Source organism: Azospirillum sp. FG154, from assembly GCF_057809575.1.
The window spans coordinates 12,946-38,514 of the sequence record NZ_JBMDKF010000027.1 but is presented as its reverse complement, the minus strand read 5'-3'; the positions used below and the strand labels follow the sequence as shown (position 1 = coordinate 38,514).

Genomic DNA, 25,569 nt, shown 5'->3' with positions numbered 1-25,569 from the left:
ACACGCAAAGATCCCTTTCCCCCCATCCTTACGCCTTGGGGGCGGTATCCTTCGCCGCGCGGCGGGTGGAAACGGTGAAGTCGACGTCTTCGATCAAGCCGCTGGTCAGCGACGACAGGGCCGATTTGAAGGTCGGCCAATGATTCATCCGCGCGGTGTCGGCCACCGCCGCCTTGCGCACCGTCAGAACCAGCCGCCGCCCGCCCTGGGGCGTGTCCTCGACCCGGTCCGGCGTCAACTCGCTCAGCAGCGGGGCGGGAACCTTGCCCTTCAGGGCGTGCAGCACCGCCGCCCACAGGGCGCTGACGTCGTCGGCGTCGGGCAGGGGGCCGAGATCGGCAAGACCCGTCTCCACCGGGCCGACGGGGGCCACCTGATCGACGGAGCCGATGCGGCGGGCGCGGCGTCCGGCGCTGTGGCGTTCGCGCTCCAGATAGGTTTCGGCGGCCTCCTCCTCGTCCTTGGCGAGGAAATCGAGCGTCACCGCCTCCACCTTGCGGCCCTTCCGCTTCATCTTGTCGTCGGGCATCGTCACCCGGAAGGGGGCCAACTGGTTCACCTCGGCGATGGCGCGGTCGATGGTGCGGGTGCGCAGGATGCCGAAATCCTTGTAGGCGCCCTCCGGCACGTTCAGCAGCTTGCGCAGCGTGTCGATGTCGAGTTCCAGCGAGGGGAAATCCATCTGGTAGCGCTGCATCCCGATCTCGTAGAGCTTCAGCGCGTAGGTGCTGGTGACTTTGACCATCGCCGGCCCCGACAGCTTGGCCCAAAGCTGGGAGGAGCGTTGGATCTCCAAAAAGGCGTCGGTGAATTGGAAATGGATGTCGGCGGCGTCGCTGTCTTCCTCCTCCTCCGGTCGGACGTAGCTGCTGAGGATGCGCAGTTCGGCGCGCGACCGCCGCCCGCGAAAGGGGCCGATGACGACGAGGCTGGAGTCGAAAATCTCCTTCAGCGCGTCGAAAATCCGCTCGTTGCCCTTGTGGTTGCCGCGCACCACCCGTTTGGGCAGCCGGTAGAGCTTGTTGGCGAAATTCTGGCTGCCCGCCAGATGAATCATGAAATTCAACATCTTCTGCGCCGGAAGCGACAGCCGCGTGCCGTTGGCCGGGTAGCTGTAAACCGCCTCCGCCGCCTTGATGAGATGCTTGTAGCCGTCCCGCTCGAACGTCGCGCTCGCCACCCGCGCGGTCAGTCCGGCGTTTGTCGGCGCCTCCTCGGGCGGTAAAACCGCCAGGCTGGGGACCGGCAGCGCGATGGCGGACGGCGGAGCGCCATCCACCGTTCCGTCAATGATCGCCCCGCCGCCGACCAGATCCTGGGGGCCAAGAACGGCAAGGTCGCCCGACGGCGGAGCGTCGCTCCCCACCGCGCCGCGCGCCTTCCTGCGTCCCGTCCCCGCCATGTGACATCCTCCGCCGCGATCACCGGAGGCTAGATCAATCCTTACATCAAAAACAAGTAAGGAAAGGGTTGGCCACGCAAATCCTCCCCACCCTTACCGCTTGGGGGAAACACCCTTACGCCCTGGGGCGTGGGGGAACCGCCCCCAAGCCGTAAGGTCCATTCCCCCAAGGGGTAAGGAAGATTCGCCCCGACTCGTGGATTCCCTTGGGCTTTTCACGCCATGAATCCTTTTAGAACTGGAACAGACTCCGGGCCGTGAAAGCGGATGGCGCAAACAGCGCCGCAAAACGGGTCATGGGTGGCTGGAAAAGCGTCCGATTGGCTGCTCAGGCCGCGAATCGGGCGATTCCTCCCTTACTCCTTGGGGGAAATCAGGGGATGGAACCCGTTGGAAAACCAATCCCATCCCGATCCTCCCACAATCCTTACTTCCTGGGGGCGCAAAACAGCACGATTTCGCCCCCAAGGGGTAAGGATTGAGTCCATCGTGGATTCCCGAGTCGCCAACACCCTACCATCAAGCCCTTCAAGACACACAAGGCCCCCGAGCGGTAAGGAATGAAACGGATTCATCCTTACCCCTTGGGGGCGATTCAGACGCACATCAACCGCACACCGCCAACATCCCCCAAGGAGTAAGGATCCGACTCCACCCCAATCAATGAAGGGCCAACAGAAACACCCCTTGGCTGAGATAGACGCTGGCGGTTCCCATCACCAGATAGCGGCTCCACCGGCGAAATTGAGCGTCGCTCATCCGATCCAGAACCCGACGCGACAGGTTGGTGCCAAGCAAGGCCATAGCGATCGACAACACGATCACCACGCTTTCCACCGCTTCACCGGGCAACTTCGCCACCATCGGGGCGAAGTAAGCGACCTTGACGGCATGGCCAAACACTTGGGTCGTCGCCTTGGTCGCCACCACGTTTTGACGGGTCATGGCCGAACGGACAAAAAAGACGTCCAGCAACGGGCCGGAAATCCCGGCGACCAACTGAATCCCCATGCAGAAAAAGCCCGCCAACCAACCATGCGCAGGCTTTTGCGCGTCCAACGCCCAGCGTTGCGGCACGGCCAAGGCCAGAAAGGGCGTCAAACCCAGGATCAACAACGACACGCCCCGGTCTGGAACCGCGCCAAACAGGGCGAACAGACCACCGGCGACCGCCGCTCCACCGGAAAAGCGCCCGACGATCCGCCACTCCACATGCTTGCGCCACAGCCACGCCCGCCAACCGTTGGAGGTGAATTGCGTGATTCCGTGCAGCAGCATGGCCGACGGCACCGGCAGCAGGATCAGCAACAGGCCCATCAGCACCATGCCGCCCGCCATGCCGAACAGGCCCGACAAAAACGAGGTCACAAGCACGGTGAGGCCAAGCCCCATCATCAGTGGAAGCGTCAGCATGGCGACCTCTCAAACGGCGTAAGGATGGATCAGAATCAGCGTCTGTTTCCCACTCATCGCATGGGACGGGCTTGCGGAACAAACGGCATTGTTCAATGCTCAGCCTCAGGAAAAATTGGGGTCAAGTAAGGATCGCCGATGCGGAAACTGCCCTCGTTGAACGGTCTGCGCGCCTTCGAGGCCGCCGCGCGTCATGGCAGCTTCACCGGCGCCGCCAACGAACTGCACGTCTCGCAGGCCGCTGTCAGCCGCATGGTCAAGCTGTTGGAGGAGCGGATGGGCTTTCCCTTGTTTGAACGGCGGGCCAACGCCTTGACCCTGACCGAACGCGGGCGGGCGCTGCGCCCGACGCTGACCGAGGCCTTCGACAGCGTCGCCCGCAAGATCGATCAGGTCTCTGCGATGCGCTCCGGGCCGGTGTTGACCGTCGGGTTGGGGGCGAGCTTCGCCGTCCGCTGGTTGATTCCCCGCCTGGCGCGCTTCCACATGGCCCACCCCGACATCGAGGTGCGGATCGCCACCGGCGGCGGCGGCGCGCCGATGAGCGAGGAATGGACCTGCGCGGTTTTGTTGGGCGACGGCCATTGGCCGGGCCATGAGGCCGAGCATTTGTTTTCGTCCACCATGCAGCCGGTCTGCGCGCCGCCGCTGGCGCGAAGCCTGCGCGACCCGGCGGATCTGCGCCACGCCACCCTGCTGCACGTCAGCCATTGGCCCGCTGATTGGCCCTTTTGGTTGAACGCCGCCGGGGTCGGGCCGCCCGACACCAACGGCCTGTCCTTCGGCAGCTACGCGATGACCTTGCAGGCGGCCATCGACGGGGTGGGGGTGGCCTTGGCCCCGCAGCCCTACATCATGGACGACATCGCGGCGGGACGGCTGGCCGTTCCCTTTCCGCTGGCGGTGCCGATGCAACACGCGTGGTATCTGGTCTATCGCGGCTCCCGCCGCGAGGCGGCGGGCTTCGCCGCCTTCCGCGACTGGCTGTTCGCCCTCGCCGCTGGGGAGCGCGTCACCCCGGCAAATGCCCCAACGGCAACGCCGTGCGGTAGCGCACCTGTTTGAGCGCGTGTGAAGAGAACCATGGTCTGACGTAGTGGAAACGGTGGGATTTGGTGGGATTATCGGGGATTTGGCGGGACGGACACCTTGCAAACGCTGAGTGTTTGGCCGTTGTCTCGCACCCGACGTCAAACCATGCGTCATTGGCCTGCATCGCCCTGATTCGCGGAATGGTTTGATGGCGATTGGCGGATCAGGCGCAGTTCGTAGACCACGTCCCGCAGGCCAGCGCACAGGCTGCCGAGGCCAAACAGCACAACCCCACCTATAAAGATCATGCTCCCATCTGCGACGCCGCCGGGTACAAGAAGAATGGTAGCAATTCCAGATAGAAAAAGAACGACCCCAATTATTCTTAAGAACCAAGATGAAATTGAAGGATAGCGCACAACTTCTTGATTTTCCTGTGTCATGTTGGTTCCCATTTTGGAAATTTGTTTTGCAAGTTGCGAAAATTGGCGAGCGGATTTTAGGAGACCACTTTCGCTTCATGGGCTGGTGGATAGGTTCGGTGGTAATCATTCTGAGCCGCCATGCGATGGGCTTTCCACGCGCATACCACTGTATGACATGACAAATCCTGTCGCCGCACACGATCCGCCGACAGGCTGCGCAAGATGGCGATCAGTTCGTCGGCCTCGGGCGGTTTGATGGCCGGCGGGTAAGAATACATTGGCACACTCCGTGCTATCCATCCCCTGCCGCGCGGCAAGAGCTGGGGGAGGGGCCTCATCGAGAGACCCTTGATGTTGCTTCTCAAACGGGTGTGCCCATACCCGCGACCGGGATTACCAGTCCCGGCCCCGCTCTTCTATCAGCATACTTACGTATGCCGATAGGTTGTGCGGAGCGAGAATTGTGCCATTGATAAAAGTGGATTTGCAAGAGTGCTGCGCGGCATCGTAGCAATGTTGCGCAAACGCGCCACCTATGCCCGCAATGCGGCCACGCCGCCATCGGCCAAGTCAGTCGATCAAGCTGACGATTTCAGACAAGATCGGGTGAGCGGCGATATCGACCGGATGACCGGCTTCGCGCAGGTGCATCGGCATGTCTGCGCCTGATTCGGCGAGCTGTTCCCGCCAGCGCGACAGGATCCGGTAAAACACCACCGTCATGCGAGCTTTTTGCTGCGGCATGGGCAGCAAGTCCTTGGCCGCCAAATACCGTTCCAGCCCCTCAACCAAGTTCGCCAACAGGGCTTCATCGAGAGACCCGCCGCCACCGGACGCGATGGCGTTCCGCTCTTTCACCAGCATGGCGCCCTGGCCCGTGGCGAGCCAATCCAATGACACGCCCTTCGGAGCGCATAACCGCGCGACGGTGTCCAAAAACGGTCGGTTCAGCGCTTTCAGCTGCCGTGTGAGCTGCTCGGGTGTAATGCCCGCCGTCTTTGCCGCCATAGTTTTCGTGTCATAGAGGCGGACCACCATATCTATGCGGGTTGCCAGTTCATCAACCGAACCGGAAACGCGGGGTTCCAGTTTGCCCCCTTGGCCCTGGCTCGGATTTTCCATTGATTTTCCTTAGTATTTTCGTGGCGACCCACTGGCCAAGGTTCAACCGAACCGGCAACTGTTTCCAGATCGAAAGTTTTCCTTGAAGCCAATAACTTTTCTGGGTAAGACAATATCCATGGAAATTGACGAGACAAGCATGAGAGCCAATCCTCACCCCATCCCCATCCCCATTCCCAACGACGCGGCGCGGCGCGCGCAGTGGATCATCGGCGAGTTGAAGTTGGCAGGCAGCAGCTTGGCGGCCATAGCCCTGGAACTGAATTGCTCACGGCAAGCCGGTGCGTTGGCGCTGCGCATGGGGTCGCAACGCTGGGAGGCCGCCATCGCTGCAAAGCTTGGGCGGTCACTGCATGAGTTGTTCCCGGATCGTTACGACAAAACGGGCCGCCGCCTGCGTCAGACAAGAGGGGTGACGCAGGTCGCCGCTTGAGAGCGCCGACCGTAAAGCCGACCGACGGCGGCTGACGCCTCAGCCCAGCCAAGATGGGCGGCGGCAACATCAACCAAAGCAACGGAGAAGGGGCCACCCACGGCCTGAACAGAGACCGACAAGCTGGCCAGAACGATCACAAGATGCCGCTTCGCCGCTGCCTCGAAAACATTCGGTCCCAGCTTCATTCGATCCTCCTCAGTCTTGTTGGGACGCACGGTCTCAAAGCAACAAACACACGCACAACGGGAACAGACATGGCTAAATCTCCCTATAAGCCTCGCCGCCCTGGCAGCCTGAAGGCGGCGGTCGCGGAATTGATCGAGCGCTGTGGCGGTGTTGTCCGGGCGTCGGAGCTGGCGCGGGTCAGTCGGTCACAGCTTTTCCGATACTCCAACGACAGTGATGACGACGCGAACACCCATATGCCCGCCGACATCGTCGCGGCTCTGGAGCGGTCCTGCGGTCACGCTTTCGTCACAGAATGGCTTGCGGTGGAAGCGGGCTGCACCCTGCTGCCAATCGAAATTGACCCGTCCGACGAAGCGATCCCACAGGATGTTGGATTGGTGGCGCAACACACGTCTGGGCTGTTTCGTGAGTTTGCGGTGGCCTTTTCTGACAGCCGCATTGATTCGATTGAGGCCGCAAAGATGTTGGCTTCGGGCGATGCGATGGTGCGCGCCTACATGCACATGCGTCCGGCGTTGACCGCGCGCATCCAGGGGTGACGCATGGGCGACGACTGGCATTCAGCGGCGGAATGGGCCGACATGGGGTTGCCCGGCGTTCCCGGCAGCAAGCAAGGCTTCCAAAAAAGGGCCGCGCGCGAGCAATGGGGGCCAAGTCGCCCTCGTCAAGATCAAGGCGGCGGCAGGGAATACCACGTCTCAGCGCTGCCCGAGATCGCCCGTCTTGAGCTGGGCCGCCGCGCGGCGTCCACGGCGACGGTTCCGGCTTTGCCCACCGCGACGGCGAAACCCACGGTTCCGGCCCTGCCGATCAGCACGGACGCGCAACTGCGCCAAGACCACAAGCTGGCGATCCTGGCCGCTTTCGACCGTTTCCACAGCGCCAGCGGCGACGCCTTGACGCCTGCCCGTCACAAATTCGTCGGTTTCTACAACGCCCGCCAGATCGACGTGCCGGATTGGTGCCGCGCGGCGTCCCCCACCATCAGCATGTCGTCGTTGGAGCGTTGGGCGAAGGCTCGCGATGCCGGAGACGCGGCGCGACTGGCCGGACGCTACGGCAACCGACTTGGAACGGGCGTTTTGGACAGCGCGGCGAAGGACATCCGGGGGTATTTGGTCGCGGTGCTGGTGGAAAATCCGCATCTGTCCATGCACCAAGTCCGCCGCCTGTTGGTCCAGCGCTTCGGCGACGATGTGGAGCTGTTTGACGGCACCAGCCGACCAATGCCCAGCGAACGCCGTCTGATGGATGTTTGGGCCGCTTGGAAGAAGCAAAACCGTCAACTGCATCTGGCGCTGACCAACCCGGATGATTGGAAGAACAAGCACCGCGCGGCGGTGGGATCGGCGTCCGAAGGGATCGAACGGCCCAACCAGTTGTGGGAGATCGACGCCAGCCCGTCCGACTGTCTGCTGACCGACGGTCGCCATTCGATCTATGTCGTGGTGGACGTTTACACCCGTCGCATCATGGTTTTGGTCACGAAGGTTCCGCGAACCTCGGCGGTCCTGCTGCTGATCCGCCGCGCTATCCTGGCCTGGGGCATGCCGGAGGCGGTCAAGACGGACAACGGGTCGGATTTCGTCAGCCGTGAAGCCGAACGCGCCTATTTCCTGCTTGGCGCGCGGCATCCGACCTGCACGCCCTACTGCCCCGAGCAAAAGCCGCATGTCGAACGCGCCATAGGCACGGTCCAGCATGGGTTCATGCCGCTGCTGCCCGGCTACACCGGCCACAACGTCGCCGCCCGTCAGGCGATCCGGTCGCGTGAAACTTTCGCGGCGCGCATGGGCGAAGCTGACGCCGACGTTTTCAAGGCCCGCCTGACCGGCCCGGAACTGCAAGCCTTGGCCGATGAGTGGGTGGGCAACGTCTACCAGCACAGCCCGCATGAGGGCTTGGGCGACCGCACCCCCTTCGCCCTGGCGGAAGCCTGCGCTGGTCGCGAAGCCCGGCTGGTTGATGAGCGCCAGCTTGACCTGCTGTTGATGCCTGCCCCGGATGGCGGCACCCGCACGGTCGGCAAAAAGGGCATCCGGGTGGAGGGCGCGGAATTCTGGGCGCCGGACCTGATCCCTTACATCGGCACCGGCGACCGTTTTGATGTGCGGCTCGACCCCGAAGACATGGGCCGCGTGTGGGTCTACCACGCCGACCCCTTCGCCTTCCTGTGCATTGCGGAAAACCCGGAACGCGCGGGTCTGTCGCGCGCGGCGCTGGCTGCCGAAGCGGTCGAACTGCAAAAGCGGCTCATCGCCGCAGGGAGGGCGGCGGTCCGCGCCGCAAAAACAAAGTTCCGGCCACAGGATTTGGCCGACGCCCTGATCGGCAAGCCGACGGCCAGCGTCACAGCCTTGCCCAGCGCCGCGCCGCCGCCGTCCACCGTCCAACCGTACGCCGGTCTGATCGCCGCGCAGGACGCCGCCCGCGCGGCCTTGCCCACGCCGCCTCGCCCGCGCGACGACCGCGAAGCGGCGCGCGCGGCGGACATCGCCCGAAGGATCGCCGCGCCGGTGGCGACGGTGGAAAAGCCCGAAGATCGCTGGTGGAGGCGCGCGCAGGACATCGAGGCGCGGATCGCCGCCGACGCGGAGGTAAGCGCCGAGGATCTCGACTGGCTCCACACCATCGAAACCGCCGCTTGGTATCGCGCCCGCAAGAACGACGCGGCGCGGAAGGCCGGGTTTATCCGGGCGGTCGAATGACCGGCCTGCAAAAACGAACGGCCCGCGCGTGGGGCGCGCGAGCCGTCCAAACCAAAACGAACTGAGAAGACCAGACCATGCCGAAAATCACCCGATCCCGCAAGTCCGCCTCGTTCGCCCCGCTGCGCAATCTGACGCTGTTGGAAGAACTTGTTTTGAAACTGAAGGGCCGCAGCCCGGACGTGCCCGGTCTTGGCGTCTTCCATGGCCGCTCCGGCGATGGCAAGAGCCGCGCCGCCGCTTGGGTCGGCGCGTCGGACCACATGGCCTATTATGTGGAGGCGAACGATTTTTGGACGCCACGCGCCATGCTGCGCGCCATCGTTGACGCGATGGGGCTGGCCTTGCCCCCACACGCCACCAACAACGAGCTGGCGGGAAAAATCTCCGAAGAGCTGGAGACCAGCCGCCGCCCGCTGATTATCGACGAAGCCGACCATCTGGCGAAAAAGGACATGATCGACAAGGTGCGGGCGCTGCACGACATGGCTGCCCCCGGCACCGCGTCCATCGTGCTGATCGGCGAAGAGGGCTTGCCGCAGAAACTGCAACGTTACGAGCGGTTCCACCGCCGCATTCTCGACTTCGTGCAGGCCGAACCCTGCGACATGGATGACGCGCGCCAGTTGGCCGCGCTCTACTGCCCCCGCGTGACGGTCGCTGATGACCTTCTGTCCCGCCTGTTGGAACAGACCTACAGCTCGACCGGACGTGTGGCCGTCAACCTGGTGGCCATCGCCGCCTTCGCGGCGGGCGAAGGTCTGAAAAGCATCGACTGCGCCGCGTATGAGGGGCAGCGGATCAACACCGGCGCGGCGCCAGCCGTTCGGCGGTTCGCATGACGAAACCTGCCAAGCTGGTTGGATCCGTCAAAACGCAACGACTGGTCAGCGCGCGCATCGTATGGGCCGAGATCCGCCGTTTGAAAACATTCCGGCTGGCCGACCTTGACGTGCCGAACCTGCGGTTTGCGGCGAATTTTGTCCAGAACGCCTACCGCGCAGGGCTGTTGACGGTTCTTGAACCGCGCCGCCGAGGGAAGACGGGTGCGCTTTACCAGTTGGTCCGGGACGTCGGGCGCCGCTGTCCCCGGTTCTCACGGGGCAACATTGATCCGATGCCCACGCCAGCTGAACGCATGTGGGCTGCTTTTAAGCCGTTGCGCGGTGGGTTTACGGTGCGTGAATTGGCCTCGCTAACCCGCGTCGGCGAAAGCGGCGCGCTCCAGTATGTCAACGCGCTGCGCCGCTATGGCTATCTGGAAGTCTTGGTCGCGCCGGTTGGGCGCAGCAAGCCCGTGGAAGGCCGCTTCCGCTTGGTCGCGTCGATGAACACTGGCCCCGACGCTCCACAGGTGTTGCGCAACAAAAGTGTCTGGGATCCCAACACGGGCGCGCTAGCCGTGATGGTGTCCGAATGACCGCGCACCTGACCAAAGCCAACAGCGCTTGGAACGGCGCGCCGCCGTCCTTTGTGATCGCTCTGGCCGAATTGGCCGACCGATCCGGCTTGGCCGCCGCCGGAGCCGCCATCGGCTACGGCAAGACCGCCATCTCGCTGGTCATATCCGCCCGCTACGGCGCGGGGCTGGGGCGGATCGAACAGGCGGTGGTCGAGAAACTCGGCGTGGTCGCCCCTTGCCCGGTCCTTGGCGAGATCGACGACGCGCGCTGCGCCAGAGAGCGGGAGGCGGCGACCCGCAACCGATCCCTTCTCGGCGGCCTGCTTAGAAACGCTTGCCGAACCTGTCAGCGGAGGAAGCCATGACCCACATCGCGCCAAATTCGGTCGCGAACACATTCGACGCGCTCGCCGACCAAATCGCATCAATGGTTGTGACCCAACAGGCCCCGGCGCAAACCGCCGCTCTGGCCGGTCGCATGGCTGAACTTGGCCGCATGCTCCGCATGTTGGATTTTCGGCGCGGCGTCCGGTTGGGCCAGCGGGCTGAAGCCGTCCAAGGCAGGGCGGTCGCTCGCCCCTATCAGCCCTACACCGCCGATGAGTTGGCTGGGCTGGTGACGGTGCTCCGCGAAAACGCCACTGCGGCCCGCGAGCTTGCCCGAAATCCGGGTGTGGCTGGCGCTCAAGGCGGAGACGCCGCGTGACCGCCCGCGTCCTGCCGCAGCCCGACGCGTTGGTGGAGATCGACATCCCCGCCGACGGACAGGCCGCTGGATATGTCATCACGCGTCGCGTGGTGACGATCCGCAACCACTCAGACGGGCGCTACACCTGCCTGCTGGCCGATCCCTGCACGGGCGATCTGTCCACCGCAACCATCGCCCCGGCGACGGATGGTCACTGGCTGTGCGTTGAGCCGCCGGTGTCGGTTGACGCGGCCATCCACGTCGCCCGGCTGGTGGCGGGCGGCGTCACCACCCACGCCAGCGTCACCAGCCAAATGCTGCTGTTGGCCCACGCGGTTCTGTTCCTGACGGGCCGTCACCGCCCCACCGGGCCGCTGTCGCCAACCCGCATCGTCGGTGGCCCATGAGCGCCGCCGCCATCCAGGCCGCCCTGTTCGGCGCGTTCGGGCTGTCATCGCCCCGCCGCCCGCCGGACCCGGCGACCGCCGACCGCTTTCCGATCTTCACCCGCCCGGCGGTCCCGCCGGTCGCGCTCAACCCTCTGCGTCTCGCCGTCGGCGGGACCGTCACCACCCGTTCCCCCAAGAGGTAAGCCATGCCCGATCAATCATCCGTTTTACCGTTCCAGGTGCCGTTGATCCCCCTGCCGTCGGGCGCGCCGACGCTAGCCAAGCATCTGCACGCGATGTTGAGCATCGTCCGCCGTCACGGGCGTCATGCGGTCATGCTGTCTGAGCAGGAGATCGCCGCCACCGACGCCGCCTTGGCGGCGCTGGCCGGGTTGCCCGCCGCCAAGCCCAGCGTCGAGGTGTTGAATGGCAAGGTGTACTGGCGCGACGAAGACGAGACTTTGACGCTGGAAAGCATGGTCAAGCCCCATCGCTTTTTGGAGGATGACTTCGTCCGCACCGTCGTCACCGCCGCTCTGTCAACGTCCATGACTCTGGCGCGGCTCAAAGCGCTCTCGTTCGCCGAAGCGCAGGCGCTGATCGACACCCTGGCGTCGGCTCATGGCGTGAAGGCGGGCGGCAAGGCCGGAAATGTCTCCTTCGTCAGTTACGACCGGGCCTTCAAGGTTCAGATCGCGGTTCAGGAACGGCTGGCGGTCAACGCCAACATCGTGACGGCCAAGACGGCGCTGAACGATTGGTTGGCCGACGCCGACGCGGGCGACGAGGTCCGCGCCCTCATCAACGCGGCTTTCGGGCTGGGCGATCAGGACGGGGTCCGTGTCGCCGAGCTGGTGCGGCTCAAGCGTCTGGTCATCGACCATCATCTGTGGAAGGCGGCCATGGCCGCGATTGACGACGCCTTGGAGGTGGCGGGCAAGGCCCAATACCTGCGGGTCTACCAGCGCGCGCCGGACGGCAAATACGTCCAAATCCCGCTCGATCTGGCCAGTGTGTGAGGCGCGCCATGGATCACACCGAAGCCGTAACCGATGGCCTGACGATCCAGGTCGAGTTGGTCCATTACCCACAGGCGCTTGACGGCTCATCCGGCCACGCCCTGGCCGCCCTGCTGTCGGAAGTCGCAAGCGCGATCCCGGCGACGTCGTCCGCCAACCCCACGGCGTCGCGCACCTTGGTGATCGACGCCGAACGTGAGGTCGATGACCTGCGGTCGCTGCTGTTCGCCCAGCCGCCCAACCCGGCGGCTCGCCGCTACGCGATCCGGCTGGCGGCCACGGCCATCGCCTTGGTCGTCGCGCTCGACGCCAGCGAGGCCGAACGGAGCGCCTCGCCGTCGCTGGAAAGCGAAGTCATGCATTGGCTCCGCCAGACCATCGGCGAGTTGATGGGCCGCACCGGCGAGGCGGCCATCGCCGCCGTCACGCCCCGGATGCTGGTCAGCGCCGTTCTGGTCGCCCCGACCATGGACGCCCTGGAAGCCAACATCCGGCTGCGCTGGGGCGTGTCTCTGGTCATCGCCAGCAACAACACCGTCGCCGACGTGGCCAAGGCCATTGTCGCCGTCCAAAAGAGGAGCGCCGTCTGATGGCGAAGCCCAAACCTTCCCTTGTCGTTGAGATCCCGCAATCCACAGGACTTTGGCTGAGTGACGCCGCTTGGATGGCGCTGGAAAAGCTGCTGGCCGACGTCGGCGTCATCCTGGCATCCGAATACCATGGCATTGACCGCGCGGGGCTGGCCCGGCGCACCGAAGCCGCACAGGAAGGGCTGTTCCGCGCGTTCAATCGGTCGCTGGACACCGCTCATCAAATCCAGTCGGCCCGTTCGGAGTTCATCGCCGGGGCGGCCTGCATGTTGGCGCAGGCCGCTTCGATTGATGCCGCCGCTCGTGACGCTGTGGCGGCGGGGAAACCCGCACCGAATTCAACCTTTGCTGACGCAAGGTTTGGTCAGCCGCCGGAGGGGTCCGCATGAGCAACCCTCATTCCGACATCCCGGCTTTGCTTGCCGAAGCCGACGAACTGCCCGACCCGCAAAAGTCGCTGCTGACCCACAACGAGCGAGTGCTGATCGAATTCTGCCAGCGGTTGGCGGCGGCCTTGCGGGCTTGCGCGCAAAAGGGGGACTGACGCCATGGCCCTGTACCCCATCCACACCCAGATCGCCGCCGTGGAGGCGGCGGCCAAAGCCGATCCGACCAACCGCGCGCTGGCGCAAGCCGCCTTGACCTTGCGCGCGGTGTCCGCCGCCTACTGGACCGTAAATCCCTGGGAAGTCGAACCGTCGTGGCCGGTCGATGACCGCCTGACCCGCGCCATGGAAGGGCTGATGCCATGACAGCCCCGCTGCCCCGCGACCTGATCTACGAGGCCATGTTTGCAATCCAGGAAGGCGACCGCTGTGTCCAGGCCAGCTTGTTCCTCTTGGAAGCGGCATCGTCTCGCCATCAGGAAGGTCACGCGCTGCTGCACGCCCTCGCCCGCGAGATCGCCAAGGGCGCGACGGTCGAAGCTTTGGCGCTGACCCTGGTCTACGAGCGTCAAATCTACGCCGCCCACAGCGACGACCTTGCCGAGATACAGGCGGACCTGGATCGCATCCGCGACCACCTCAAACCCGAAGTCGCGGCCTGGGCCGTCTTCGTCAAGGCCCGCAACTATCGCGCCCGGCTGGCTGATTGGAAGGGAAGGAAACCAAGGAAGCCGAAGATGGCGGGGAAAAAGACCCGCCGCGCGGTCTCTGGTCTGACGGTTTCTGAGGAAACTCTTCTGGTGGAGATGCTGAAGGATGCGGAGGTCGGCGATGTGACGTGGTTTTTCGACGAGTCAAGCCCGGCGTTGAAAGGGCTTCTGCGCCGTGGCCTTGCCGCCATGTTCACCCCAGCCATTGGTCTGCGCGAAGGCGTCCCCTACGCATTGACCGCCAAAGGTCGCGGCGACGCTCTTGCCGTTCTTCTTGAGATTGGAGAAGCGCCGTGACCATCGCCTTGTCCATTGATCTGTACGACGATGGGGCGGTTCCTGTGTTGCTGGTGGCCGGGTTGCCCGGCCACCACGGACAGATCGCCTTCCTGATCGACGGCGCCGCCGTTCGGACGCTCCGCCCGACGCGCGGGCTGCCCGCGCGTCTGCCCGAGCGCCCGATGGGCCGGGGCTTGCCAAGCCTCGCCGACATCCTGCGGCAAGCCGTCCAACCGGAGGGCCAGCGATGAGCGACGTCAAGCTGGCGATTGCCGCCGGAGCCGCTCTGCGCCGTCTGCGCCGGGGCGACGCGGCGGTGGGAAGCTTCCGGGCCGAGCTGGTCGGCGTGCTGTCGGGCGTCGTCACCAGCGCGGGCAACCGCCCGCAACCGCTGCGGCTCGACACGGATCCGTGCGCGCTGATCGACTTGGCGGTGGAGCTGTGCCGCGACGCGGGCGTGTCCGGTCATGACATGGCCGCGCGCTTCAACGACGCGGTTGAGCGGAGGCGGCGCTGATGGCCAAGCAACTCGACCTGTTCCCCAAGCCGCGCCGTCCAGGCACGCCCAAACCGCGCACCCTGCATGTGTGCGACGCGGGAAACGCCGATGGAGCGGGCCGCTATGGCGTCGTGACGCTGCGTTGTGGCGTTTGCGGCCACGAAACGGACTGGCTGCCCGCCCGCAGCCCCGCCGTCGAACTGAAAGGCCGCGTCTGCCCGAAGTGCAAGGGCGATCCGGCCAACGTCAAACCATCCGGTGGAACCGCCGACAAGGAGCCGACATGACTGAAAACGTCAAACCATCCGGCGTGAAGGATGCCCGGCGCCGTGACCTTGCGGCGATCCACGCGATGCGGAAGGAACTGGCGTTGACCGAAGAGTGTTACCGCGCGCGGGTCGCGCAGGTCTCCGGCGGTCGCAGCGACAGCGCGGGTGATTTAAGCCAGCGGGAGCGCGCCGCGCTCATCACCATGTTCAAGGGGTTGGGGGCTGGGGCGAAGCGCGGACGCCCGGTTCGCCCGACGCTGACCGCGCAACAGCGCAAGGTGCGGGCGATGTGGCTTGCTTTGGCCGCCGCTGGGTTGGTGAAGGACCGCAGCGAGGGCGGTCTCAGCGCCTGGCTGAAAAGCCGCTTTGGCGTTGACGCTCTGCAATGGCTGCAACCGCCGCACGCGGGGAACGCCATCGAACAATTGAAGCGCTGGAACGACCGCGCGGGGGAACCGTCATGAGCCAAATTCCGCGCTTGCCGATCCGCAATCTTCCGGGGGTTCTGGCCGAAGTGCAGCGGCTGTGCGGCGACGGCGTCGCCGTTCGTTTCGCGTCGGTCTTTGGCGACAGAAAGCTGTACATCCCCAAGCTGGCCCGACTGCGCGACGATCACCCGCTGGTGCAAGCGCTGGGACGTCGCGCGGCGCAGATGATCGCGTCCCGGCTTGGCGGCATGGAATACCCGGTTCCCACCGGGCGCTGGTCGATCACCCACCACAACGCCCGCCAGTTGCGTGTGGCGGGCTGGACGTCCCGTCCCATCGCGCGGGCCTTGGCGTTGAGTGGAAAAACGGTTGATCGGCTGATCGACGATCTGCGCCCAGCGTTCCCGGAACCGCAGGCGGTGTCGCTGCGTTGCCCCTGCTGCGGTCGCGTGTACAAGCTGACGCCGCCGCCCGCCGACCCTGTGGCGGTGGTCGAGAACGATGAGGCGTTTCTCGCCCGCCAACCGCCCTTGATGCTGGCCGCCGTCAAAACCGGCAAGCTGACCGTCGGCGATCTGCGAGAATTGGATGAGGAGGCGCGTCGGGTTTGACGCGCGCGAACCGGGCCACCCACCCGCAACTCCAGGGGTAAACCCGCCGTCCGTCATCGCGGATACTGGCGGCATGAACAACGCTTCCTCCGCCACCCCGCCCGGCCTGTCCGTCCGCCACCTCTCGCTGTTCGTGGTGCGCCCGACGCTTGCCGTCCTGTCCGGCCCTGATGTTCCAGGGATCGACGGCGAAGCCGCCGTCGAGCTGTTGCTTGGCACCGCCGCCGTTGAAAGCGGCTTTCGCGCCCTTGACCAGATCACCGGGTCCGGCGACCGGGTTCTTGGTCCGGCTTACGGCCTGTTTCAAATCGAACCGGCCAGCCTCGACGATCTGCACGACAATTTCTTGCGTTACCGCCCGTCGCTGGCTGCGCGGCTGCGGGGGTTGGCCGCAGATTGGCCAGCGCCAGCCATGCAGCTTTGCACCAACCTCGCCTATGCGGCGGCGGTGGCGCGCTTGCTTTACTACCGCTCGTCCGTCCGCCTTGCGGCGCCCGGCGATTTGGAGGGGCATGGGCGTGTTTGGAAGCAGGTCTACAACACGGCCAAGGGCAAGGGTCGCGCGGAGGATTTCGTCACCACCTACCGGCGCTTGGTTGCGCCCTTCCTGTAAGGAACACCGCTTTGCGCGCTTTCACACGGGCGCTGTGCGCCACTCCCGCCCTGATCGTTCTGGCCGCGCCGCTTGCTGCGGTCGCCGCTGACACGCTTTACAGCGTGGCTTTGCCCAAGGAGCTGTATGCGTCCCTGATCGACTATCTGTTCCTCGGCCTGTCCGGGCTGTTGGGCTGGGCGATCAAACGCGGCGCGGCCCTGCTGCACCTGCGCCGCGAAAGCATTCTGGTGGATCGCCTGGAACAGGGCATGACCTATGCCCTGATGTACGCGCGGGAAAAGGCGCTGGAGCAGGGCCAGACCCTGACCGAATTCAAAACCCGTTCCGAACTGGTGGCGGTCGCCGCCGCCTATCTGGCCCCGAAAATGCCCGGCCTGCTGAAGGAACTGAACATTGACCCCAACGGCTTGCGGGAACGCCTGACCGGGCGGGTCGATCTGGTCGCCCCTTTGGGCGCCGGTGGGAACATCCTGACGCAACCCGGCGTCGGGCTGTAAGGGCGGTCTCCGTGGATTTCGCCGACGAAGGAGAGGAGCGCAGCGCGCAGGACCGGACAGCGGGGATCGCCGCTGTCCGGGGGCGGCTGACGCAGCAAGGAACCGCTGACTGCATCGACTGCGAAACGGCCATTCCACCGGAACGGCGATCCGCCTACCCGGCGGCGATCCGCTGCATTGGATGCCAGGAACGATTTGAGCGGAGGCCGTGATGCTGGACGATCTGTGGAAATGGGGTTGGGGGTTGACCCTGCTGCTCAACCTCTTGCTGGCGTGGGCCTTGTGGACTTTGCGCACCGCCTTCGTCCCGCGCAAAGAGTTCTCCGACTTGGCGACGCGGGTCGCCTTGATCGAACAGGAAATCAAGCATCTGCCGACGCAACGCGATTTCATTGAATTGCGCGATCTGGTTCTGGCGGTCAAAGGGCAGGCCGACGTTCAGCAGCAGCTCTTGTCCACGGTCGCCGCCAGCCAGCGGCGCATCGAAGATTTCATGTTGGGGAGGACCAACGCATGAACGCTTTCGCCAAGCACCTGACTGAAGATTTGCGCCTGTGCGTTCTGCGCGTGCTGGCCGAAGCGCCGGGCGGGCGCGCGAACGCGTCGATCATCCAGAGCGCCGTCAACGCCCTGGGCCACCACGTCACCCGCGAACAGGTGGCGCAGCAGATCGCGTATCTGGCCAGCTTGAACGCCATCGGCACCGAAGAGGTCGGCCCGGTGCTGGTCGCCGAACTGCGAACCATCGGCGACAACCATTTGAAGCGCCTTGGCCCGCCGTTGCCCGGCGTCAAGCTGCCGTCGCTGGGCTGATCCATGGCCCCGCGCTCGACCATCGACCGGCTGCCGAAAGAAATCCGCGAAGAGCTGGGCCGCCTGCGCGAGGATGGTTGGACCATCGACGAGCTGCTGTCCAAGCTTCAAGCGCTCCGCACGGAGGGTCGCCATGACCTTGACGTGTCGCGCTCTGCGGTTGGTCGATACATCCAGACCATGGACAAGGTCGGTGAACGCCTGCGTCGGTCGCGCGCCATGGCCGAAGGGTTGGTCCGCCAGCTTGGCGATGAACCCGACACCAAGATTGCCCGCCTCAACATCGAAATGGCCCAATCGCTGGTTTTCGATCTGATGAGCGGCGAGGATGGCGAAGGGGCAAAACTGGACCCTGAACAGGTGATGTTCGTCACCAGTTCCATCCAGAAACTGACATCCGCCCGCAAAACCGACGCCGAACTGATCCTGCGCCTGCGGGCGGAAGCGGACAAGAACGCCATTGCCGCCATGGAAGCGACGGCAAAGCGCAAGGGGCTTTCCCAAGCGGTCATCGCCGACATCAAGGCCGATTTCCTGGGCATTCGGAAGGCCACGTCATGACCGCGCCGCTGGTTGAGCGCAAACGCCTGCCAACAGAGATCCCCAAGATCGGCCACAACGGCGGCCCACCGCTGGATCTTCTGCTCGCCTATCAGAAAGCCCTGTTGGAGACCACCGCGCTGTCAACCGTCGTTGTGGTCGAGAAATCACGGCGCATTGGCTACACATGGGCGATTGCCGCCGACGCGGTTCTGACCAGCGCCGCCGAGAAAGCGGCGAAGGGCATGGACACGCTTTACATCGGCTACAACTTGGATATGGCGCGCGAGTTCATCGACACGGCTGGCGCGTGGGCGCGGTTGTTCGACAGGGTTTGCACGGCGGTGCAAGAAGAACTGTTCGACGACGGTTCCGACGACGGGATCAAAGCGTTTCGCATCAGCTTCGCCAGCGGTTTTGAGATCGTCGCCTTGGCTTCGCGACCCCGCAGCCTGCGCGGTCGCCAGGGCTATGTCATCATCGACGAAGCCGCATTCCACGATGATCTGACCGAACTGCTGAAATCGGCCATGGCCTTGTTGATTTGGGGCGGCAGGGTGGCGGTCATCAGCACGCACAATGGCGCCGCCCACCCCTTCGCCCAACTGGTCGAGGATTGCCGGTCGGGCAAAAAGCCCTACGCCGTCCTGCGCGTCACCTTCGACGACGCGTTGAAAGACGGGCTTTTCAAGCGGATCCAGTTGGTCAAGGGCGAGGCTTGGTCGCAGGCCGCCGAAGACGCTTGGGCGGCGGATATTTACGCCAGCTATGGCGACGCCGCCGACGAAGAGTTGCGGGTGATCCCGAAGAACAAGGGCGGCGTCTGGCTGCCCCGTGATCTGATCGTCGCCCGCATGTCGCCCGACATTCCTGTGCTTCGCTGGGAATGCGAAGCGGGGTTTGTCGATTTGCCGGACTATGCCCGACGCGCCGTCGCGCTTGATTGGTGCCACCAAAACCTCAAGCCGCTTCTGGATGCGTTGGACCCCGCCCGCATGTCGGTCTATGGCCATGATTACGCCCGCTTGCGCGACGCGTCGGTTGGCTGGCCCGCCCAGATCATGTCCGATCTGACCTTGCGCGCCGCCTTCGTCTTCGAGCTGCGCAACGTGCCGGACGAAGAGCAGAAGCTGATCGTGCGTTATGTGCTGGACCGGCTGCCGCGCTTTGTCCGCGCGGCCATCGACGCGGGCGGCAACGGGGCCAGCTTGGCCGAACGGATGCGGCAAATATTCGGCCCGGATCGTGTTGAAGAGGTGAAATTTTCAACCGAATGGTATCGGGTCAACATGCCGCCCTTCAAAGCGGCGCTGGAAGGCGCGTCCATTCTGCTGCCCAAGGACGCCGACATCCTGGTCGATTTGGGCCAGTTCGAGATGCGCGACGGCGTCGCCCAGTTGAAGCGGCAACAGGCGCGCACCACCGGAACCGACGGCAACAAGCGCCATGGCGACGCGGGCATCGCCGCTGTGTTGGCCCATTACGCCAGCCGCCTGCCGCAGCAGGACTATGGCTATGCCCCTGTCCGCACTGGTCACGCCACCCGCCATAGCGACCTGCCGGACTTCCCCGACGACGATATGAATGGCCGGGGCTTCGCCGCCGGAGGGTATTGAACATGGCCACGATCCGCGTAACGTCCCCAATCCTTGACCCCGTCACCGGCAAGCCCATCGTGCGCGAGGTGCTGACCGAAGAGCTGTCCGGCCCCACCGTCACCGGCGTGCGCAGCGTTTTGGCCGACCATCCGTCCATGGGGCTGACGCCCACGCGATTGGGTTCGATCCTGCTGGCCGCCGAACAGGGCGACCCTGCCGCCTATCTGGCGCTGGCCGAAGACATTGAAGAAAAATTCATCCATTACCGCGCTGTTCTCAGCACGCGACGCCTGTCCGTGTCCCAATTGGACGTGACGGTGGAGGCGGCGAGCGACAAGCCCGACGACGTTGAGGCCGCCGATCTGGTTCGTCTGGCCATCGCCGACGACGCTTTCGCCGACGTCCTTTACGATCTTCTTGACGGCATCGGCAAGGGCTACGCCGTCGCTGAAATCGTCTGGGACACCGCCAAGCAACCGTGGCTCCCCGCGCGCATCGTCTGGCGCGACCCGCGCTGGTTCCAGTTCGACCGCGCCGATGGAACCACCTTGCGGCTGCGCGAGGCGGGATACGCCGAGGGCCGCGACCTTGATCCGTTCAAATACATCATCCACCGCCCCCGCACAAAATCGGGCATCCCAATCCGGGGCGGCTTGGCCCGTCCGGCTTGCTGGGCTTGGCTGTTCACCAGCCTTGGCACCAAGGATTGGTTGTCCTTCGTCGAAACCTATGGCCAGCCGATCCGGGTCGGTCGCTACGGCCAAGGCGCGTCGAAAGAGGACATGGCGGCGCTGCTGCGCGCGGTGCGGAACATCGCGGCGGACGCCGCCGCGATCATCCCCCAATCCATGAGCCTTGAGTTCGTCGAAGCCAGCAAGGCGTCCGCCAACGCCGCCGTCTTCCAAGGTCTGGTGGAGTTCTTCGAGCGCCAGACCAGCAAGCTGGTGCTGGGCCAAACCGCCACCACCGACGCCATCGCCGGGGGCCACGCGGTCGGGCAAGAACACCGGCAGGTCCAAGAGGACATCGAACGGGCCGACGCCCGTCAGTTGGCGGTGACGCTGAAGCGTGATCTGGTGACGCCGCTGGTCATGCTGAACATGGGCGCGCGCGCCGCCTATCCAACCATTCGCATCGGTCGGCCCGATCAGACCGATTTGAAACTGCGCTTGGACGCGTTGAAGGCGCTGGTGCCGTTGGGCATGAAGGTGTCGGCCAGCGAGGTGCGTGACGCTTTTGGCTTCGCCGACCCGGACGAAGGCGACGAACTGCTGATGGCCAACGGGCCGACGCCGGTTGCTTCACCCGCCGCGCCGCCCAGCGCCCCGCCTCTGGCCGAACCGCCCGCGCCGGACGTTCCGGCCTTGGCCGCGCAAGCCGCCGCCGCCGGTCCTGACGCGGTGGACGGACTGGTGGATGAACTGCTGGCTGATTGGCAGCCGCTGGCGTCGCCGCTTGTCGCCGCCGTCCTGGCCGCCGCCGAACAGGCGAGCGGGCCAGGCGACTTTGTGGCGCGTCTCGCCGTCGTCGCCGGTGAAGACCATATGGCCGCGTTGCGGGACGCCTTGGCGCGCGGCCAGTTCATGGCGCGGGTGGCGGCGAAGGTTGGCGCCGTCAATGGATGAGTTTTATTCCCTGTCGGACGACCGGCGGGGGCCGGGCTGCGTCAACAGCCCGAACCGCGAGAAAGAACCTCGCACGACCGCAATAGGCCGTCTTACGGTCATCCCGCCTCTCCAGCGCTGGAGGACGGGCACAATAGGCAGTAACTCCAATGGAGGAAATCCGTTGCGGTTCTTGCGCCAAGCTTTTGGCGCGTGGGACCGCAGAAATGCTGGAAATAAAGTGCTCGCGTTGCGGCACGATGAACCATGTGAGGGTCAAGAACCCCCCAAAAGAGCGCCCAAGAGCGTCCGACTCGAAAGGGAGACCTCATGGACGCCGCGCTTGACCGTTTCGCGCCTGTCGTTCTTGGCAACGGCGCAGCAATCTTACTGCGTGGTGACGCGCTCCACATCATCCCAGCGCTTGGATCTGGCGCGGTGGATCATGTCATCACTGATCCACCTTACTCCAGCGGCGGACAATTCCGCAGCGCTCGAATGGGCAGCACCAGCCAGAAGTACATCATTGGCGACAAGAAGGCTGGTCGTTACCCGGACTTTCTGGGGGATAATCGCGATCAACGGGGCTATACGTTTTGGTACACCCTTTGGGCGTCTCTTTGTTATCAAGCGCTCAAACCCGGTGGCCTATTTCTCGCTTTCACCGACTGGCGACAATTTCCAGCGTCATCGGACGCTATCCAAGCCGCCGGTCTCATCTGGCGGGGCGCGGTTGTCTGGGACAAAACCGAGTGCTGTCGGCCCGATAGAGGGAGATTTCGCCACCAAGCGGAATATCTCCTATGGGCCAGTCATGGACCGCATCGGCCACAACCTGACGCCCCATGCTTTCCGGGCGTTTTTCGCCATCCCATACGGCTCGCCGACAAGCACCACATCACTGGAAAACCAACGGCGCTCATGGTTGACCTGTTGAACGTCACCGGCTTGAATGACGTCATCCTTGATCCATTCATGGGGTCAGGAACAACTGGGGTGGCTGCAATAAAATCGGGCCGACGCTTTATCGGCATTGAAATGTCTTCTGAAATTTTTGACACAGCCGCCTCAAGAATTGCGGCGGCTTTAGCAGAGACGAAAGCGTAGATGACGCTCACGCTCAACCCCCTGCCGCCCGAACAGGCGATAGCCTTCCTGGAAGCCAAGGGCTACCGGGTCGGCTTCGCGTGGCAGGATGTGTGGCAGGCCGAGCATGCCCTGTCCTTCACCATCGCCAAGATGACGCTGGTCGATCTGCTGGCCGACGTTCACGCGTCGCTGGTCACGGCCTTGAAGGACGGCCAGTCCTTTGACCAGTGGCGCTTGGGGCTGGAGCCGCTGTTGAAGGCGCGCGGCTGGTGGGGCCGGGCGGCGGAAACCGATCCGCTGACCGGCGAAACCAAGATGGTGCAGTTGGGCAGCCCGCGCCGTTTGCGCACCATCTTTGACGTCAACGTCCGCATGGCGATGGCCGCCGGTCAGTGGGAGCGGATCGAACGGCTGAAAGCGGCGCGGCCCTTCCTGCGTTACGTCGCGGTCAAGGATGACCGGACGCGCGCGGATCATCGGGCGTGGAACGGCACCATCCTGCCGGTGGACGATCCCTGGTGGGACAGCCGCAGCCCGCCCTGCGGCTGGCATTGCCGTTGCACCTTGCAACAGCTTTCAGCCCGCGATCTGGACCGCAACGGTTGGACGGTCACGGCCAACCCGCCCGCGCTGGCCCCGCAGCCCTGGACCAACAGCCGCACCGGCGAGGTGATGGAGGTTCCGCAAGGCGTGGATCCCGGCTTCGCCTATCACAAGGGCAAGGCGGCGCGGGCGGCGGAGGCGGCGCGCCAGTTGATGGACAAGGCGGCGGTGTTGCCGCCCGACATCGCGCTTGCCGCCATCAACCCCAACCGTTACGCCGGGCCGCTCGCCGACAGCTTCGCCGCTTGGTATGACGGGATCGACCTGTTGCGCCCGCGTGGGGAGCAACGGATCGTGGGGATGCTGTCCCGTCCGGTCCTGGCCCATCTGGACGCCAAGGGGATCAAGCCGCAAAGCGCGGCCATCACCGCCAGCGATCACCAACTGGCGCACGCGCAACGCGAAGCCCACGCCATTGACGGCATTCGCATTGACGACGCGGCCATGCGCCGCCTGCCCGAACATCTGGCAAGGCCGCGCGCGATCCTATGGGATAAAAAGCTGGCGCAATTGATCTATCTTTTCGACGCGCCGTCGGGCGGGACGAAAAGCACAGGCAAAATCGTGGTGTTCGTCGATGTGCCGCGCAAAGGCCGGTCGGCGGATGGCGCGGCGCGCACAAAGATCGTGACCAATCCGGTTCATACGGCGTACCTGATGGATCCGCAGGCGCTGCGAAACTTGGGCGCGTATGACGTCATTGAAGGCGTGGTGTAGCCGCCGGGAGGTGACGCCACCCCACCCCGTATTCCGTACCCGCTCAAGGGCGGGATCGGCGAGCCGGTTGCGATGTTTGCCCGGTCGTCCGGCGGCTCCCTTGAATATAGGCATCCCGCTTATCCGGGTAAAGCCGTCAGACGGCCCCCTGATGCGTTTTGGCCCGGATCAGGTGCGCTGACACCCGACGCGTCCCGGATCGGTTTAAAAAACGCTTTAAATCTGCGCATGGGCCATTCCGCCGGGCGGGTCCGCCCCCAGATCGCCGATCACAGCCGGATTGCGGGAAAATCCCCCTGCAACTCGCACCGCTGCTTGAGGCGGCTGCCCACGCCAGAATGGCGGCATGACGACTTGCCCCTCCCCCCAATCCTCACAATGCGCCGCATCGTCGGACGTCGTCGCGACCTGCGGCGTCATCACCGATCTGGTCGCGACGACGGGAACGCCGCCCCGGCGCATCCAATTGTTGCCGCCCGGCGACGTCACGCCGAACGACGGGCGCGGGGCCTGGGTTTTGGCGGACGCGGGCGCGGTGGTTCGCGCCTCGTTGGCCGCCGCCCCGCATGGCGTTCTGCCCATCGACTATGACCACGCCGCCGATCTGGCCGCGCCAAAGGGTGGCGCCGCCCCGGCGGCGGGCTGGATCACTAAGATGGAGGCTGCGCCCGACGGCATCTGGGCTGACGTTGAATGGACCGACGCGGGCGCCCGCGCCATCGCGTCGAAAGAATATCGCTTTCTGTCGCCGTCCTTTCTGCACGGCGCTGACCGGGTCATCACCCGGATCCTTGGCGCGGCCCTGGTCAACCGCCCGGCGCTGCCGCAACTCACCGCCCTTGCATCCGCTGCTGTTGGAGAATTCATGGATCCCACCCTCGCCGCGCTTTTGGAGGCGCTTGGCCTGCCCAAAACCGCCGATCAAACCGCCGCCCTGGCCGCCGTGACGGCGTTGAAAGCCGCGCCCGCCCCTGCGCTGTGCGCCGCCGCCGGGGTGTCGGGCGGCGCGTCGGTTGACGAGATCGTCAACGCGGTCGCCGCGATGAAAGCCAACGCCGATCAGGTCAAAGCCATCGCGTCCGCCGCTGGTCTGGCCAGCACGGCCAGCGGCATCGACATCGCCGCCGCCGTCGCGACGTTGAAGGCCAACGCGACGGCGGCCACTCTGTTGGAAACGCAGGTCGCCACCCTGTCCAGCCGCCTGAAAACGCTGGAGGGCGACAAGCTGGCCGAGACCGTCGACGCGGTTATCGCCGCTGGCAAGTTCGTTCCGGCGCAGCGGGCGGAGCTGTTGGCTTTGGCGGCGGCGGATCAAGGGCTGTTCAACCGATTGGTTTCCGCCGCCGTGCCGATGCTCCAGCCGGGGCAGCGTGGGGTGAGCGCCCCGGCCCCCGGCGATTTGACGCCCGAACAAAAGGCGGTCTGCGCGGCCATGGGGATTTCGGAAGGCGACTATAAGGCGACGCTGGCCGCCACGCGGACGGGGGGCTGATCC

Annotated in this window: 37 protein-coding genes; 33 read left to right on the top strand and 4 right to left on the bottom strand. The window is 64.9% G+C overall.

Features of this window, described 5'->3' with window-relative positions; genetic code table 11:
• Positions 1-28 precede the first annotated feature (28 nt).
• Together ACODS4_RS23410 and ACODS4_RS23405 are read right to left on the bottom strand one after the other, a co-directional pair.
• Positions 29-1,402 carry a replication initiation protein gene (locus ACODS4_RS23410; RefSeq protein ID WP_488868082.1) on the bottom strand — a complete coding sequence of 458 codons (1,374 nt, stop codon included), beginning with the start codon at positions 1,400-1,402 and terminating at the stop codon, positions 29-31.
• A 660-nt stretch (positions 1,403-2,062) separates the two neighbouring features.
• A complete protein-coding gene (locus ACODS4_RS23405) occupies positions 2,063-2,815 on the bottom strand; it encodes a TSUP family transporter (protein ID WP_488868081.1) in 753 nt (250 codons plus the stop codon).
• Between the two features lie 138 nt (positions 2,816-2,953).
• On the opposite strand from ACODS4_RS23405, the gene gcvA reads away from it, so the two are divergent.
• Positions 2,954-3,880, top strand: coding sequence for a transcriptional regulator GcvA (gcvA, locus tag ACODS4_RS23400; protein ID WP_488868080.1), 927 nt, complete (start codon positions 2,954-2,956; stop codon positions 3,878-3,880).
• Positions 3,881-4,017: 137 nt separating this feature from the next.
• On the opposite strand, the gene ACODS4_RS23395 is transcribed toward gcvA, so the two are convergent.
• Together ACODS4_RS23395 and ACODS4_RS23390 are read right to left on the bottom strand one after the other, a co-directional pair.
• On the bottom strand, positions 4,018-4,290 hold the full coding sequence (locus ACODS4_RS23395; RefSeq protein WP_488868079.1) for a hypothetical protein: 273 nt from the start codon (positions 4,288-4,290) through the stop codon (positions 4,018-4,020).
• Positions 4,291-4,842: 552 nt separating this feature from the next.
• Complete coding sequence (locus ACODS4_RS23390; protein ID WP_488868078.1) at positions 4,843-5,394, bottom strand: hypothetical protein; 552 nt, start codon at positions 5,392-5,394, stop codon at positions 4,843-4,845.
• A gap of 118 nt (positions 5,395-5,512) precedes the next feature.
• Between ACODS4_RS23390 and ACODS4_RS23385 the strand changes: the two genes are divergently transcribed.
• The 32 genes from ACODS4_RS23385 to ACODS4_RS23230 all read left to right on the top strand — a co-directional run bounded on the left by ACODS4_RS23385 (position 5,513) and on the right by ACODS4_RS23230 (position 25,566).
• Positions 5,513-5,827, top strand: coding sequence for a helix-turn-helix domain-containing protein (locus ACODS4_RS23385; protein ID WP_488868077.1), 315 nt, complete (start codon positions 5,513-5,515; stop codon positions 5,825-5,827).
• Positions 5,828-6,084: 257 nt separating this feature from the next.
• Positions 6,085-6,558, top strand: a complete 474-nt coding sequence (locus ACODS4_RS23380) for a hypothetical protein (RefSeq protein WP_488868076.1) — start codon at positions 6,085-6,087, stop codon at positions 6,556-6,558.
• A 3-nt stretch (positions 6,559-6,561) separates the two neighbouring features.
• Positions 6,562-8,727, top strand: a complete 2,166-nt coding sequence (locus ACODS4_RS23375) for a Mu transposase C-terminal domain-containing protein (RefSeq protein ID WP_488868075.1) — start codon at positions 6,562-6,564, stop codon at positions 8,725-8,727.
• A 77-nt stretch (positions 8,728-8,804) separates the two neighbouring features.
• On the top strand, positions 8,805-9,569 hold the full coding sequence (locus ACODS4_RS23370; protein ID WP_488868074.1) for an AAA family ATPase: 765 nt from the start codon (positions 8,805-8,807) through the stop codon (positions 9,567-9,569).
• Positions 9,566-10,147, top strand: a complete 582-nt coding sequence (locus tag ACODS4_RS23365) for a hypothetical protein (protein ID WP_488868073.1) — start codon at positions 9,566-9,568, stop codon at positions 10,145-10,147. Before ACODS4_RS23370 ends, ACODS4_RS23365 begins: the two co-directional genes overlap by 4 nt.
• Positions 10,144-10,494 (top strand): hypothetical protein, encoded by a 351-nt coding sequence (locus ACODS4_RS23360; protein ID WP_488868072.1) that lies wholly within the window; start codon positions 10,144-10,146, stop codon positions 10,492-10,494. Before ACODS4_RS23365 ends, ACODS4_RS23360 begins: the two co-directional genes overlap by 4 nt.
• Entirely contained in the window at positions 10,491-10,835 is a 345-nt protein-coding gene (locus ACODS4_RS23355) for a hypothetical protein (RefSeq protein WP_488868071.1), read from the top strand. Before ACODS4_RS23360 ends, ACODS4_RS23355 begins: the two co-directional genes overlap by 4 nt.
• Positions 10,832-11,224, top strand: coding sequence for a hypothetical protein (locus ACODS4_RS23350; RefSeq protein WP_488868070.1), 393 nt, complete (start codon positions 10,832-10,834; stop codon positions 11,222-11,224). The genes ACODS4_RS23355 and ACODS4_RS23350 overlap by 4 nt, the downstream gene beginning before the upstream one ends.
• Positions 11,221-11,409, top strand: coding sequence for a hypothetical protein (locus tag ACODS4_RS23345; protein ID WP_488868069.1), 189 nt, complete (start codon positions 11,221-11,223; stop codon positions 11,407-11,409). Before ACODS4_RS23350 ends, ACODS4_RS23345 begins: the two co-directional genes overlap by 4 nt.
• Before the next feature lie 3 nt (positions 11,410-11,412).
• On the top strand, positions 11,413-12,225 hold the full coding sequence (locus tag ACODS4_RS23340) for a DUF3164 family protein (RefSeq protein WP_488868068.1): 813 nt from the start codon (positions 11,413-11,415) through the stop codon (positions 12,223-12,225).
• Positions 12,226-12,233: 8 nt separating this feature from the next.
• Complete coding sequence (locus tag ACODS4_RS23335) at positions 12,234-12,815, top strand: hypothetical protein (RefSeq protein ID WP_488868067.1); 582 nt, start codon at positions 12,234-12,236, stop codon at positions 12,813-12,815.
• Complete coding sequence (locus tag ACODS4_RS23330; RefSeq protein WP_488868066.1) at positions 12,815-13,204, top strand: hypothetical protein; 390 nt, start codon at positions 12,815-12,817, stop codon at positions 13,202-13,204. Before ACODS4_RS23335 ends, ACODS4_RS23330 begins: the two co-directional genes overlap by 1 nt.
• Complete coding sequence (locus ACODS4_RS23325) at positions 13,201-13,359, top strand: hypothetical protein (RefSeq protein WP_488868065.1); 159 nt, start codon at positions 13,201-13,203, stop codon at positions 13,357-13,359. Before ACODS4_RS23330 ends, ACODS4_RS23325 begins: the two co-directional genes overlap by 4 nt.
• A 4-nt stretch (positions 13,360-13,363) precedes the next feature.
• Positions 13,364-13,567 (top strand): hypothetical protein, encoded by a 204-nt coding sequence (locus ACODS4_RS23320; protein ID WP_488868064.1) that lies wholly within the window; start codon positions 13,364-13,366, stop codon positions 13,565-13,567.
• Positions 13,564-14,208: a hypothetical protein gene (locus tag ACODS4_RS23315; protein WP_488868063.1), complete on the top strand. Its 645-nt coding sequence runs from the start codon at positions 13,564-13,566 to the stop codon at positions 14,206-14,208. The genes ACODS4_RS23320 and ACODS4_RS23315 overlap by 4 nt, the downstream gene beginning before the upstream one ends.
• Positions 14,205-14,441, top strand: coding sequence for a hypothetical protein (locus tag ACODS4_RS23310; protein ID WP_488868062.1), 237 nt, complete (start codon positions 14,205-14,207; stop codon positions 14,439-14,441). The genes ACODS4_RS23315 and ACODS4_RS23310 overlap by 4 nt, the downstream gene beginning before the upstream one ends.
• Entirely contained in the window at positions 14,438-14,707 is a 270-nt protein-coding gene (locus tag ACODS4_RS23305) for a hypothetical protein (RefSeq protein ID WP_488868061.1), read from the top strand. Before ACODS4_RS23310 ends, ACODS4_RS23305 begins: the two co-directional genes overlap by 4 nt.
• Positions 14,707-14,976 carry a hypothetical protein gene (locus ACODS4_RS23300; RefSeq protein ID WP_488868060.1) on the top strand — a complete coding sequence of 90 codons (270 nt, stop codon included), beginning with the start codon at positions 14,707-14,709 and terminating at the stop codon, positions 14,974-14,976. Before ACODS4_RS23305 ends, ACODS4_RS23300 begins: the two co-directional genes overlap by 1 nt.
• The gene (locus tag ACODS4_RS23295) at positions 14,973-15,422 is read left to right on the top strand and encodes a regulatory protein GemA (protein WP_488868059.1); all 450 of its coding nucleotides are present in this window, start codon (positions 14,973-14,975) and stop codon (positions 15,420-15,422) included. Before ACODS4_RS23300 ends, ACODS4_RS23295 begins: the two co-directional genes overlap by 4 nt.
• A complete protein-coding gene (locus ACODS4_RS23290) occupies positions 15,419-15,997 on the top strand; it encodes a hypothetical protein (protein ID WP_488868058.1) in 579 nt (192 codons plus the stop codon). The genes ACODS4_RS23295 and ACODS4_RS23290 overlap by 4 nt, the downstream gene beginning before the upstream one ends.
• A gap of 73 nt (positions 15,998-16,070) precedes the next feature.
• The gene (locus tag ACODS4_RS23285) at positions 16,071-16,610 is read left to right on the top strand and encodes a hypothetical protein (RefSeq protein WP_488868057.1); all 540 of its coding nucleotides are present in this window, start codon (positions 16,071-16,073) and stop codon (positions 16,608-16,610) included.
• A gap of 11 nt (positions 16,611-16,621) precedes the next feature.
• Positions 16,622-17,110 (top strand): hypothetical protein, encoded by a 489-nt coding sequence (locus ACODS4_RS23280; protein WP_488868056.1) that lies wholly within the window; start codon positions 16,622-16,624, stop codon positions 17,108-17,110.
• Positions 17,111-17,121: 11 nt separating this feature from the next.
• A complete protein-coding gene (locus ACODS4_RS23275; RefSeq protein WP_488868055.1) occupies positions 17,122-17,322 on the top strand; it encodes a TraR/DksA C4-type zinc finger protein in 201 nt (66 codons plus the stop codon).
• Positions 17,322-17,627: a DUF2730 family protein gene (locus tag ACODS4_RS23270; RefSeq protein ID WP_488868054.1), complete on the top strand. Its 306-nt coding sequence runs from the start codon at positions 17,322-17,324 to the stop codon at positions 17,625-17,627. Before ACODS4_RS23275 ends, ACODS4_RS23270 begins: the two co-directional genes overlap by 1 nt.
• Entirely contained in the window at positions 17,624-17,923 is a 300-nt protein-coding gene (locus ACODS4_RS23265; protein ID WP_488868052.1) for a VpaChn25_0724 family phage protein, read from the top strand. Before ACODS4_RS23270 ends, ACODS4_RS23265 begins: the two co-directional genes overlap by 4 nt.
• A 3-nt stretch (positions 17,924-17,926) precedes the next feature.
• Positions 17,927-18,484: a DUF3486 family protein gene (locus ACODS4_RS23260; protein WP_488868050.1), complete on the top strand. Its 558-nt coding sequence runs from the start codon at positions 17,927-17,929 to the stop codon at positions 18,482-18,484.
• Complete coding sequence (locus tag ACODS4_RS23255) at positions 18,481-20,079, top strand: hypothetical protein (RefSeq protein ID WP_488868048.1); 1,599 nt, start codon at positions 18,481-18,483, stop codon at positions 20,077-20,079. Before ACODS4_RS23260 ends, ACODS4_RS23255 begins: the two co-directional genes overlap by 4 nt.
• A 2-nt stretch (positions 20,080-20,081) precedes the next feature.
• A complete protein-coding gene (locus ACODS4_RS23250) occupies positions 20,082-21,686 on the top strand; it encodes a DUF935 domain-containing protein (protein ID WP_488868046.1) in 1,605 nt (534 codons plus the stop codon).
• A 149-nt stretch (positions 21,687-21,835) separates the two neighbouring features.
• Positions 21,836-22,012 carry a Com family DNA-binding transcriptional regulator gene (locus tag ACODS4_RS23245; protein ID WP_488868044.1) on the top strand — a complete coding sequence of 59 codons (177 nt, stop codon included), beginning with the start codon at positions 21,836-21,838 and terminating at the stop codon, positions 22,010-22,012.
• Positions 21,996-22,772 (top strand): DNA-methyltransferase, encoded by a 777-nt coding sequence (locus ACODS4_RS23240; RefSeq protein ID WP_488868042.1) that lies wholly within the window; start codon positions 21,996-21,998, stop codon positions 22,770-22,772. Before ACODS4_RS23245 ends, ACODS4_RS23240 begins: the two co-directional genes overlap by 17 nt.
• Positions 22,773-24,074 (top strand): phage head morphogenesis protein, encoded by a 1,302-nt coding sequence (locus ACODS4_RS23235; RefSeq protein WP_488868040.1) that lies wholly within the window; start codon positions 22,773-22,775, stop codon positions 24,072-24,074. It begins immediately after the preceding gene.
• 346 nt (positions 24,075-24,420) lie between these two features.
• Positions 24,421-25,566 carry a phage protease gene (locus ACODS4_RS23230; RefSeq protein WP_488868038.1) on the top strand — a complete coding sequence of 382 codons (1,146 nt, stop codon included), beginning with the start codon at positions 24,421-24,423 and terminating at the stop codon, positions 25,564-25,566.
• Positions 25,567-25,569 lie beyond the last annotated feature (3 nt).

Excerpts from the sequence above, each read along its gene's own strand:
- ACODS4_RS23410 (WP_488868082.1), bottom strand. The coding sequence starts at position 1,402 with ATGGCGGGGACGGGACGCAGGAAGGCGCGCGGCGCGGTGGGGAGCGAC.
- ACODS4_RS23405 (WP_488868081.1), bottom strand. The coding sequence starts at position 2,815 with ATGCTGACGCTTCCACTGATGATGGGGCTTGGCCTCACCGTGCTTGTG.
- gcvA (WP_488868080.1), top strand. The coding sequence starts at position 2,954 with ATGCGGAAACTGCCCTCGTTGAACGGTCTGCGCGCCTTCGAGGCCGCC.
- ACODS4_RS23395 (WP_488868079.1), bottom strand. The coding sequence starts at position 4,290 with ATGACACAGGAAAATCAAGAAGTTGTGCGCTATCCTTCAATTTCATCT.
- ACODS4_RS23390 (WP_488868078.1), bottom strand. The coding sequence starts at position 5,394 with ATGGAAAATCCGAGCCAGGGCCAAGGGGGCAAACTGGAACCCCGCGTT.
- ACODS4_RS23385 (WP_488868077.1), top strand. The coding sequence starts at position 5,513 with ATGGAAATTGACGAGACAAGCATGAGAGCCAATCCTCACCCCATCCCC.
- ACODS4_RS23380 (WP_488868076.1), top strand. The coding sequence starts at position 6,085 with ATGGCTAAATCTCCCTATAAGCCTCGCCGCCCTGGCAGCCTGAAGGCG.
- ACODS4_RS23375 (WP_488868075.1), top strand. The coding sequence starts at position 6,562 with ATGGGCGACGACTGGCATTCAGCGGCGGAATGGGCCGACATGGGGTTG.
- ACODS4_RS23370 (WP_488868074.1), top strand. The coding sequence starts at position 8,805 with ATGCCGAAAATCACCCGATCCCGCAAGTCCGCCTCGTTCGCCCCGCTG.
- ACODS4_RS23365 (WP_488868073.1), top strand. The coding sequence starts at position 9,566 with ATGACGAAACCTGCCAAGCTGGTTGGATCCGTCAAAACGCAACGACTG.
- ACODS4_RS23360 (WP_488868072.1), top strand. The coding sequence starts at position 10,144 with ATGACCGCGCACCTGACCAAAGCCAACAGCGCTTGGAACGGCGCGCCG.
- ACODS4_RS23355 (WP_488868071.1), top strand. The coding sequence starts at position 10,491 with ATGACCCACATCGCGCCAAATTCGGTCGCGAACACATTCGACGCGCTC.
- ACODS4_RS23345 (WP_488868069.1), top strand. The coding sequence starts at position 11,221 with ATGAGCGCCGCCGCCATCCAGGCCGCCCTGTTCGGCGCGTTCGGGCTG.
- ACODS4_RS23340 (WP_488868068.1), top strand. The coding sequence starts at position 11,413 with ATGCCCGATCAATCATCCGTTTTACCGTTCCAGGTGCCGTTGATCCCC.
- ACODS4_RS23335 (WP_488868067.1), top strand. The coding sequence starts at position 12,234 with ATGGATCACACCGAAGCCGTAACCGATGGCCTGACGATCCAGGTCGAG.
- ACODS4_RS23330 (WP_488868066.1), top strand. The coding sequence starts at position 12,815 with ATGGCGAAGCCCAAACCTTCCCTTGTCGTTGAGATCCCGCAATCCACA.
- ACODS4_RS23325 (WP_488868065.1), top strand. The coding sequence starts at position 13,201 with ATGAGCAACCCTCATTCCGACATCCCGGCTTTGCTTGCCGAAGCCGAC.
- ACODS4_RS23320 (WP_488868064.1), top strand. The coding sequence starts at position 13,364 with ATGGCCCTGTACCCCATCCACACCCAGATCGCCGCCGTGGAGGCGGCG.
- ACODS4_RS23315 (WP_488868063.1), top strand. The coding sequence starts at position 13,564 with ATGACAGCCCCGCTGCCCCGCGACCTGATCTACGAGGCCATGTTTGCA.
- ACODS4_RS23305 (WP_488868061.1), top strand. The coding sequence starts at position 14,438 with ATGAGCGACGTCAAGCTGGCGATTGCCGCCGGAGCCGCTCTGCGCCGT.
- ACODS4_RS23300 (WP_488868060.1), top strand. The coding sequence starts at position 14,707 with ATGGCCAAGCAACTCGACCTGTTCCCCAAGCCGCGCCGTCCAGGCACG.
- ACODS4_RS23295 (WP_488868059.1), top strand. The coding sequence starts at position 14,973 with ATGACTGAAAACGTCAAACCATCCGGCGTGAAGGATGCCCGGCGCCGT.
- ACODS4_RS23290 (WP_488868058.1), top strand. The coding sequence starts at position 15,419 with ATGAGCCAAATTCCGCGCTTGCCGATCCGCAATCTTCCGGGGGTTCTG.
- ACODS4_RS23285 (WP_488868057.1), top strand. The coding sequence starts at position 16,071 with ATGAACAACGCTTCCTCCGCCACCCCGCCCGGCCTGTCCGTCCGCCAC.
- ACODS4_RS23270 (WP_488868054.1), top strand. The coding sequence starts at position 17,322 with ATGCTGGACGATCTGTGGAAATGGGGTTGGGGGTTGACCCTGCTGCTC.
- ACODS4_RS23265 (WP_488868052.1), top strand. The coding sequence starts at position 17,624 with ATGAACGCTTTCGCCAAGCACCTGACTGAAGATTTGCGCCTGTGCGTT.
- ACODS4_RS23260 (WP_488868050.1), top strand. The coding sequence starts at position 17,927 with ATGGCCCCGCGCTCGACCATCGACCGGCTGCCGAAAGAAATCCGCGAA.
- ACODS4_RS23255 (WP_488868048.1), top strand. The coding sequence starts at position 18,481 with ATGACCGCGCCGCTGGTTGAGCGCAAACGCCTGCCAACAGAGATCCCC.
- ACODS4_RS23250 (WP_488868046.1), top strand. The coding sequence starts at position 20,082 with ATGGCCACGATCCGCGTAACGTCCCCAATCCTTGACCCCGTCACCGGC.
- ACODS4_RS23245 (WP_488868044.1), top strand. The coding sequence starts at position 21,836 with ATGGAGGAAATCCGTTGCGGTTCTTGCGCCAAGCTTTTGGCGCGTGGG.
- ACODS4_RS23240 (WP_488868042.1), top strand. The coding sequence starts at position 21,996 with ATGGACGCCGCGCTTGACCGTTTCGCGCCTGTCGTTCTTGGCAACGGC.
- ACODS4_RS23235 (WP_488868040.1), top strand. The coding sequence starts at position 22,773 with ATGACGCTCACGCTCAACCCCCTGCCGCCCGAACAGGCGATAGCCTTC.
- ACODS4_RS23230 (WP_488868038.1), top strand. The coding sequence starts at position 24,421 with ATGACGACTTGCCCCTCCCCCCAATCCTCACAATGCGCCGCATCGTCG.